At 63.5% G+C, this 9,405-nt stretch carries 6 protein-coding genes; 4 read left to right on the top strand and 2 right to left on the bottom strand.

Annotated elements, in window-relative coordinates; translation table 11 throughout:
• On the bottom strand, window positions 1-567 hold a 567-nt coding region (locus C5689_RS14610), incomplete at its 3' end, for a Fic family protein (protein WP_280176413.1).
• Window positions 568-968: 401 nt separating this feature from the next.
• Between C5689_RS14610 and C5689_RS14605 the strand changes: the two genes are divergently transcribed.
• Window positions 969-2,084 carry an RHE_PE00001 family protein gene (locus C5689_RS14605; protein ID WP_108917999.1) on the top strand — a complete coding sequence of 372 codons (1,116 nt, stop codon included), beginning with the start codon at window positions 969-971 and terminating at the stop codon, window positions 2,082-2,084.
• 166 nt (window positions 2,085-2,250) lie between these two features.
• Here the strand turns inward: C5689_RS14605 and C5689_RS14600 are convergent, their stop codons facing one another.
• The gene (locus tag C5689_RS14600) at window positions 2,251-3,240 is read right to left on the bottom strand and encodes a LysR family transcriptional regulator (RefSeq protein ID WP_244594721.1); all 990 of its coding nucleotides are present in this window, start codon (window positions 3,238-3,240) and stop codon (window positions 2,251-2,253) included.
• A 129-nt stretch (window positions 3,241-3,369) separates the two neighbouring features.
• Between C5689_RS14600 and C5689_RS14595 the strand changes: the two genes are divergently transcribed.
• Genes C5689_RS14595 through C5689_RS14585 form a run of 3 tightly spaced genes read left to right on the top strand, consistent with a single transcriptional unit; the run spans window position 3,370 to window position 9,366 of the window.
• Entirely contained in the window at window positions 3,370-6,591 is a 3,222-nt protein-coding gene (locus C5689_RS14595) for an efflux RND transporter permease subunit (protein WP_108918000.1), read from the top strand.
• The gene (locus C5689_RS14590; protein ID WP_108917997.1) at window positions 6,578-7,777 is read left to right on the top strand and encodes an efflux RND transporter periplasmic adaptor subunit; all 1,200 of its coding nucleotides are present in this window, start codon (window positions 6,578-6,580) and stop codon (window positions 7,775-7,777) included. The genes C5689_RS14595 and C5689_RS14590 overlap by 14 nt, the downstream gene beginning before the upstream one ends.
• Window positions 7,774-9,366 carry an efflux transporter outer membrane subunit gene (locus tag C5689_RS14585; protein WP_108917996.1) on the top strand — a complete coding sequence of 531 codons (1,593 nt, stop codon included), beginning with the start codon at window positions 7,774-7,776 and terminating at the stop codon, window positions 9,364-9,366. The genes C5689_RS14590 and C5689_RS14585 overlap by 4 nt, the downstream gene beginning before the upstream one ends.
• Window positions 9,367-9,405: the final 39 nt, after the last annotated feature.

Raw genomic sequence — 9,405 nt, 5'->3', positions numbered from 1 at the left:
GTAATGCGCGATAGCGAGCCGGATCAGCGGATCGACGCCGTCATCCGCGTGGATGTAGCGCTCCCAATTGGCGAGTTTGTCGCGCAGCAGTTCGGCTCCTTCGGGCGGAGTGTAGACCACTCGGCCGGTCGCCTCGTTCAGCAGCGCTGTGCCTGGGGTTGCGCGGATATCGAGGTTCACTCCTTTGATGGTCCGACATATCTCGATGGCGCTCCGAGTCGAAAGCGGGCGGTCCTTCAGACTCTCGAAGCCCTGATAAAGCGCCGTGCGATAGCGGAGCGCTTCCTTGGTGGCAGGGTCGACGCCGGTTTCCGGCCGGTTGGCGAAGCGGAAGAGCCTGTCCGTGGTCGTGACGATGTTTTCGATCTCGGAGCTTGCTTGCGCTTCGAGGAGCGGAATCGAATTGATCAGAACCGACGGGTTGGGGATCAGCCGGCCAGAGATTTTGAGCTCCGCCAGCGCCGCGCGGGCCCCGACGCAGGCCTTGAGAACGGCCTTGGTCTCGACGTCCTGGCGCGGCGGCAGAGCCGGAAGATCATCATAGGGACGGGCAGGGTCGAACGACATGTCGATGAAGCCTTTGTCGATCGACAGATCGTTTCCGACATGTCGATGAGATCGACAAATGCCGGAAACGTGTCGATTATTCGAGATTCTATCGACATATAAGCTCCGGCGCAATACGCAAATACATAATCGTATGCGACTATAAATCGGTCGTTTGAAATCGCATCCGAAGGCCGACGCTCGCCGCCGGCGCATAGGGGCGAGCAGGAGAAAGGCCCGAAAAACAGCCCTTTTCGTCGATTTGCGGGCTAAAAGCGCGCCTCCAGAGCCGTGCCGAGGCGTGCTTTCGGCGGCCGAGGGGACGCATTTCGATCCGGGCGACGAAACAAACAAAGTGTCTTCTATCGCTCAAGCTAAATTCCAGATAAATTGATAATCGTCTTGATTCGTGCAGGATTAAAATGGGATTAGATCTTCCCGGCTCGGTTTCATTCGAGCCTCTGCAGGCGCCCTTCGAGAGCGCGTCGGACGCCCTCGCGCGTTTCGACGAGCGGCTTCGCTCCAGCCCCGTCGCCGAAGCCTTCGTTCTTCGCGCGCATTTCCACGACGCCTGCGCAGCCTTGTGGCGCGCGGGCGAATTCGTGCAGCTCGAAGACCTCGTGCTTCATGACGCCGGAATGGACGTGCGCACGCCGACGCACGAGCTCGTGCGAGCCCACGCCGTTCTGCTGACGCGCCGTCGCATTGCCGATCGCGAGCCGGGATGGGCGTTGACGACCGACGGCCTCGCCAGTCTGCGTGGCGCATGGCGACCGAACGGCGTTGCGTGCGAGCCGACCGCTGGTTCGCTCGTCATGGTCGAAGCCGCGGATCGGGAGGTGGATGACGAGGACTATGAGACGATCCTTACAGGAGAATTCGCCGAGATCGATGAATTGCTGGCGCGAACGTCACGCCCGATAGAGCGAATCCAGCCGGTTCCGCCGAAGCGGGACGACTCTGGTTTGGTCTACGACGAAGATTGGGACCGTGAGGCCCGTCTCGCGGAATGGCGCGAGCGTCTGGGCCGCAGCCAGAACCTTCCGCCTTTAATGGCGGCGAGCGTCGCGCTCGATGCTTGGGAGGAGATCGAGCCGTTGCAGCGCAGCGGTTGGCTCGGCCCCTTGCTCGCCGCAGCCTTGCTCAGATCCCGTGGAAAGACGCGACATCATCTCGCTGCGCTGCATTCTGGATTTCGATACGCCAAATATCGTCGAGTCGGCCGGGATGATTTGGAAACTCGATTGATCGCACTCGCATGTGCGATCGAAACGATGGCGAATGCGGACGCGAAGGAGCTCGACAGATTGACGCTCGCGCGCGAGCTCCTGCTCAGAAAATGCAAAGGCCGACGAACGAATTCGAGGATGCCGCAGCTCGTCGAATTGTGTCTCGCTTCGCCGGTCGTCACCGTCCCTCTCGCCGCCAAGGAGCTTCGGGTCTCTCAACAAGCCGCCACCACGATGTTCGACGAACTCTCGTCGAACCTTCGCGAGCTGACCGGGCGTGGGCGATACAGAGCGTGGGCTGTTGTCTGAGGGACGGGAACGCAATAATCGCGCGCGTCGCCGGCGAGATCGGAGGAGACGGCATCGAAAGTCTTCCAGTGGGGCGGATCGCATGTCTGGAAGGTGGGCTCGTCCCGCGGGAGAATGCCGCCGAACGCCGGTGCGGATGCGCCGCGGACGACGTCCATGTCATGCATTATTTCATGTCTTTCGCCCGTTCGCCGCACCGAGCCTCCATTTCCGCGAAGACTCGCTCGATCCACTCGATCACGAGCTTGATGCGCGCAAGATGCTTCAAATCGGATCGAACCAATAACCAGAGTTCTCGCGTGAGGACGGGTTCGGCTCCACTGAGCCGCACGAGACCTTCGTCACGGTCGCCCACGCAGATCGGCATGAGCGAGCGACCCAAGCCGGCGTGCACGGCATTCATCGCGAGATCGGAGTCGTTGACGATCAAGCCCGGGCCGAGGTCCGGCTCCTGCTTCACGGCCTCGGCGAGCCAGCGCGCGAGCGGCAAAGCGGACAGGCTCTCTTCGTAAGTGACCCAGGGCAGCTTTTCCGTCGAGGATCCAACGGCTCCGAAAACCCCATAGGGCAACTCGCAGATGCGGCGGGCGACGAGACGATAGTCTTGCTCGGGTCGGGCGAAGCGCACGGCGATGTCGATCTCCCTATCGCCGAGATCCAAGTTTCTCGGCTCGGAGACGAGGTGCAGCTGCAATTGAGGATGAGCCCGCAGAAATTCCGGGAGCGCAGGCAGCAAGACCCGATTCATGATCAGAGCCACCGAGGTCAATCGTACCGTTCCCGCGGCGCTGTCGTCCTGGCCTGTCGCGACGCTTTTGATGCCGCAGACGCCCATTTCGATTTGCTCGGCGTGCCGGAGAACCTCGTGACCGGTCTCCGTGAGCAGCAACTGCCCATTGGCGCGCTCGAACAGACGCGAGCCCAGGGCGCGCTCGACGCGAGCCACTCGGCGCGCGATCGTCGTTTCGTCGACGTGCAACTGCCGCGCCGCGGTAGCCAGACGGCCAGTCCGCGACAGGACAATGACATAGCGAAGATCGTCCCAATTCAGATTCTGCATTTTTGCAGACTGCTCCTGCAAAATCACTTCTAGCAAGGCAAAATTGTCGGTGCTAGCTTGCCCCCGGTCAAGGTGCGGCGTCGACGCTTTTTCCAACGGCTCGCCGGGCCGCCGGACGGATTCGATCCGCTCGGCGGGCGGAGGCGTCGCGTCGCCGATTAGCCCAAGCGTCGAATCCGTCGGCCGCCCAGCGCAGGCCGCCGTTTGTCCGACAAGGACTTCGAAATGCTCCAGCTCGTGCTGATCGCTCTGCGGCGCCCCTACACTTTCGTCGTGGCGGCGGTTCTCATCGTCATACTCGGCGCGTTGGCGATTGTCAGGACGCCGGTCGACATATTTCCGGCGGTCGGCATTCCTGTCGTGTCCGTGATCTGGACCTATGTCGGCCTTTCGCCGGACGATATGTCCACCCGCATCCTCTATCCTTACGAGCTGGCGCTGACGGCGCTCGTCAACGACATCGATCATGTCGAATCACAGAGCTACAATGGCATCGGCGTCAACAAGATCTATTTTCAGCCGAAGGTGAAAATAGATCTCGCGCTGGCGCAGGTGGGCGCGGCGGGCCAGACCGTCTTGCGCCTGCTCCCCCCGGGCGTGCAGCCGCCACAGGTCATATCTTTCAACGCGTCGACCGTGCCGGTCATTCAGATCGCGTTCTCGAGCGCCACACGCACCGAGGCGGAGGTCGCCGACGCCGTCTACACGCTCATCCGGCCGCCTTTGACGACAGTGACCGGCGCCGCCGTCCCTTTTCCCTATGGCGGCAAATCGCGGCAGGTGCGCATCGACCTCGACCAGGAAAAATTGCTCGGCCTCGGTCTCACGGCGCAAGATGTGGTGACTGCCGTCGAACGGCAAAATCTCATCATTCCCGCCGGCACGCAGAAGATCGGCGACTATGAATACGCCGTCCTCATCAACGACGCGCCCGCCGACATCGCCGCGCTGAACGACTTTCCGATAAAGCGCGCCGATGGCGCGATCGTCTATCTGCGCGACGTGGCCCATGTCCACAACGGCAACGCGCCACAAACCAATCTCGTGCGCGTCGATGGCGCGCCGGCGGTGCTGCTGCCCGTGCTGACCTCCGGATCGGCGTCGTCGCTCGACGTGATCAACGGCGTCAAGGCGATGCTGCCGCGATTGAAGCTCGCGCTCCCGGACGGGATCGAGATGACGGTGATCGGCGACCAGTCCGCCTTCATCAGCGGAGCGGTCGTGAGCGTCGCGCGCGAGGCGGCGATCGCGGCCGCGCTCACCGGCCTCATGATCCTGCTCTTTCTCGGCAGCTGGCGCTCGACGATCATCATCACGATCTCGATCCCACTCTCCATTCTCGCCGCCCTCTTCGCGCTGTCGGCGCTGGGCGAAACCGTCAATGTGATGACGCTCGGCGGTCTCGCGCTCGCCGTCGGCCTCCTCGTCGACGACGCGACCGTCACGATCGAGAATGTCAACCGTCACATGGAGGCGGGCGAGGCGATCGACGACGCGATCATCAAGGCAGCAAAGGAGATCATCACGCCCGCCACCGTGTCGCTGCTTTGTATCTGCATCGTGTTCGCGCCGCTGCTGCTTCTCGGCGGCGTCGCCGGCTATCTGTTTCGTCCGCTCGCCGAAGCCGTCGTCTTTGCGATGATTGCATCCTACTGTCTGACCTACACTCTGGTCGAGACGATGGCCCGCTATTTCCTCAGCGCGCAGCAACGTGAGGCGCTGCGCGAGGCGAAATACGGCCCGGCCCGGCGCGGCGTCTTCCTCGCGACGTTCACGCGCGCGCAAATCGCGTTCGAAAGAGGCTTCGAAAGATTGCTCGACACTTACGCGCGCGTGCTCCAACTGGCGCTTGCGCGCCCGAAGGCTTTCGTCGCTATGTTCTTCGCGGGCGTCGCGCTCTCTTTCACGCTGACCCCCTTTCTCGGACGCGATTTCTTCCCCGAGACCGAAAGCAGTTCCTTGCGACTGCATGTCCGCCTCCCCACGGGAACTCGTCTTGAGCAGGCTGGCGTTCTCTGCGACCGGATCGAAGCCGAGATCCGCGACGTTCTGCCGCATGGCGCGCTGACGAGCATCGTCGACAACATCGGCCTGCCGATCTCGGGCATCAATCTGAGCTACAACAACTCCGGCACCATCGGCACGAACGACGCCGATCTGACGCTGAGCTTCGATCCCGAGAAGGTCGCCGATGCGAGTCCCTTCGCGGAACTATTGCGCGAGCGTCTGCCCCGCGCCTTTCCCGGCGTCGTGTTCTCTTTCCTGCCGGCCGACATAGTGACGCAAATCCTCAATTTCGGCTTGCCGGCTCCGCTCGACATCCAGATCTCGGGAAGCAAGCGCGACGAAAACCTCGTCTATCTGCAAAAGACCTTGGAGCGAGTCGCCCGCGTGCCGGGGATCGCCGATCCGCGCATGCAGCAGGCGGGCGATTTGCCTACGCTCCACGTCGACGTTGATCGAACGCTCGCGCAGGAGGTCGGACTCTCGGAGCGCGACGTCACGGTCTCCTTGCAGACCATGCTCGCCGGCTCGTTCCAGACCTCGCCGGCCTTCTGGCTCAACGTCAAGAGCGGCGTCTCCTATCCGATCGTGACGATGGAGCCGCAGTTTTGGAACACGAGCCTCGACGCGCTGGCGAGCAAGCCGGTGGCCGCAGGCGAGGGACAACAAATTCTCAGCGGCATCGCCTCCATTCGGCGCGGCTGGAGTTCGGGCGTCGTCACGCATTTCAACAGCCAGTCGGCGTTCGACATCTATGCCGGCGTGCGCGGCCGCGACCTAGGCGCGATTGCGGATGACGTTCAAAAAATATTGGACGACACCCGCAAGGAAGCGCCGGCCGCCTCCAATCTGGCGCTGCGCGGTCAAATCGCCACGATGCGCAGCGCCTATGCGGATTTGCTGCTCGGCCTCGTCCTGTCGATCGTGTTCGTCTACCTCATCATCGTCGTCAATTTCCAATCCTGGCTGGACCCGTTCTTGATCGTCTCCGGCCTGCCGACGGCATTGGCCGGCATCGTCTGGATGCTCTTTTTGAGCGAGACGACCATATCCGTTCCGGCGCTGACCGGAGCGATCATGTGCATGGGCGTCGCGACGGCAAACAGCAATCTCGTCATCGCCTTCGCGCGCGAGCGGCTCGATCACGGCGACACTCCGCTCCATGCGGCGGCGGCGGCGGGCGTGACGCGCTTTCGCCCCGTCATCATGACGGCTCTCGCGATGATCATCGGCATGGCACCTATGGCGCTCTCCGCCGAGCAGAATGCTCCCCTCGGTCGCGCCGTCATCGGCGGCCTGACCTTCGCGACCATGGGAACGCTGCTGTTGCTGCCGGTCATGTTCAGTCTCGCGCATGGTTTCCTCGCCCGCCGCAGAGCGCAGCGCGCGCAATACGACGCGCCGGAGAATACGGAATTGGAGCAAGCGAATGTCGCACCATGAGCCGCCTCGTCTCCAACCGCCGGACCCGCTGGCGCAGGCGGAGTTCTTGCGCAGGCTGCGTCCGAGAGGACTCGTCGCCATAGGCGTTATTCTCGCGCTTGTCGTCTCCGGCGTGGCCTCGCGTCATGCGCGCGACGCCGAACTCGCGCGCGTGACGCAGGAAGCGGTGATTCCGACGGTCGAACTATGTACGCCGACGCTCTCGACAGCCACCCAGGAGCTCGTGCTGCCGGCCAATGTCGAGGCCTTCGTCGACGCGCCGATCTATGCGCGCGTCAACGGATATTTGAAGAGCTGGGCCTATGACATAGGCGCGCAGGTCAAGGTCGGCGACGTGCTTGGCGTCATCGACGCGCCCGACCTCAACCAGCAGGTGGAGCAGGCCAAGGGTCTCCTCGCGCGCAGCAAGGCGGAGCAAAATCTCGCGCGCGCGACGGCGAAGCGCTGGACCACGCTCCGCAACCAGGCCGCGGTCTCGCCCCAGAGCGCGGACGAAAAGACCGGAAATCTGGAGGCGGCGGCAGCCTCGCAGAATGCGGCTCAGGCCAATCTCGACCGGCTCGTCGCTCTCGAAGCATATCTCAATCTGACATCGCCTTTCGACGGCGTCGTTACAGCGCGCAATGTCGACGTCGGCGCCTTGGTCGACGCTGGCGCCGGGCGGCGGGAGCTGTTTCGCGTCGCCGACATTCACAAAATGCGCGTCTATGTCCGCGCGCCGCAGGCCTATGCGGCGAAGATCACGCCGGGGCTGACCGCGCGGTTGACGTTGCCGCAATATCCGACGCGGGAATTTTCGACGAAGATCATGACGACCGCCAGCGCGATCGCCGCGGGCTCGAGAACTCTGCTCGTGCAATTCGAGGCGGACAATCCCGATCGCGCGCTGCTGCCGGGCGCGTTCGGACAAATCAGGATTTCGCTTCCTCCCGAAGGGGCGCCGCTGCTTTTGCCGGCGAGCGCGCTCGTCTTCGTCAATGCGTCGCCGCAAGTAGCGACCGTCGACGAGCGGGGCGTCGTGCGCATGAAGAACGTGAAGATCGCGCGTGATCTCGGACCATCGCTCGAGATATCGGCGGGGCTCTCGGAGACCGATCGCGTGATCCGCACTCCATGGCAATCCGTGCATGACGGGATCGCGGTGAGAATCAAGGACGGCGAGCGGAAGGAAGCGCAGGCGAGATGAGATTGTTGCGTCAATTCCTCTTGATGACGGCATGTGTGTCTTTGAGCGGCTGCGACCTCGCGCCGGCCTATATCGCGCCGACGGTGGAGACTCCGGCGAGCTTCAAGGAAGCCAAAGGAGACGGATCCGCCGCCGAGAAAAAGCACGCCCTCTCGAGTGATGGCGGCTTGCAATGGTCTTCCGCCGACCCGTCGGATCTGAGTCCGCGGGGATCGTGGTGGCGCGCCTTTCGCGACAAGCGCCTCGACGCACTCGAGCGCGACCTCGACCAATTCAATCCGGACCTCGGCCAGGCCATGGCCGTCATGGACCGAGCGCGCGCCTTGGCCATGAAAGCCGCCGTCGGCCTCTCGCCGACGCTGACGGCGAGCGGCCAGCTGACCGAGAACAAGGAATCATTGCACCGCCCGCTTCGATTGGCCAATTCCTATCCGAGCGGCTCCGATTTCGCGCGATCGGCGCAGTCCCACGGCCTGCCCACGAATGCGCCGACTTTTTACGGCGACAATCAGCTGTCGATACAGTCGAGTTATGAGATCGATCTTTGGGGGCGCGTCCGCAATCTCGCATCCGCAGGCGTCGCGCAGGCGCAGGCGTCCGAAGCCGATCTCGCCGCCGTCGCTTTGAGCCTACACGCCGAGCTCGCGCGCGACTACATCAACCTGCAAGGCGCCGATAATGAGATCGCGCTGCAAAAGCGCATCGTCGCGGCCTATGGTCGCTCGCTCGCTCTCGTGCAGAAACGTGTCGGCGGCGGCATCACCTCGCCCGCCGACGTGACGCGCGCGCAGACCCAGATCGGCTTCGCGAGGGCGCAGCTCTCCGAAATAGAGGCGCGCCGCGCGCTGCTCGAACATGCGGTCGCAATTCTCGCCGGCCACACGCCGGAGAGCTTTTCTCTGCCGTCGTCGCAGACGCGCGTCGCTGCTCCGACAATTCCGCTCGACGCTCCGTCGCAGTTGCTTGAGCGCCGCCCCGACATTGCTGCCGTCGAGCGGCGGGTCTATGGCGCCAACCTTTCGATCGGCGTCGCGCGCGCCGCGTTTTTCCCACGCTTCACGATCAATCTTTCCGGCGGAACGCAAGACACGGGTCTCAGCCTCTTCAACGCGCGCAACAGCCTCTGGTCGCTCGGGCCAGCCGTGACGCTGCCGATCTTCGACGGTGGCGCGCATTCGGCCGATCTGCACGACGCCGAGGCCGCCTATCTCGAGGCCGTGGCGCATTACCGAAGCGTCGTCCTACGCGCCTATGGCGAGGTCGAGGACGCGCTCGCGCTCATTCGCTATTTCGACCGTCAGGAAAAGGATATTGCCGCCGCCGTCGTCGCCGGCAATAAGACGCTCGATATCTCGCTGAAGCTCTATGAGGAGGGCGTCGTGACCTATGTGGAGGTGGTGACGGCGCAGTCCGACGCCTTCGCCGCGCAGCGTCAGGCGATCGCATTGCGCACGGGACGCCTGCAGGCGGCGTTGTCGCTGATGACGGCGCTCGGCGGCGGTTGGAGTCGCCCGGTCTCTCCGCCACCCGTCGCGGAGTCGCCCTGCGCTCCGTGCGCAATGGCGACGCAGGCCGCGACGAAGTCCTAGCGCGCGCAGAAGAACGCGGAGGGTCGTGACGGATCGCGC

This window comes from Methylosinus sporium (assembly GCF_003113265.1).
Classification (GTDB): Bacteria; Pseudomonadota; Alphaproteobacteria; order Rhizobiales; family Beijerinckiaceae; genus Methylosinus; species Methylosinus sporium.
Note: the sequence above shows the minus strand (reverse complement) of the source record. Positions and strands in the feature narration are given on the sequence as shown.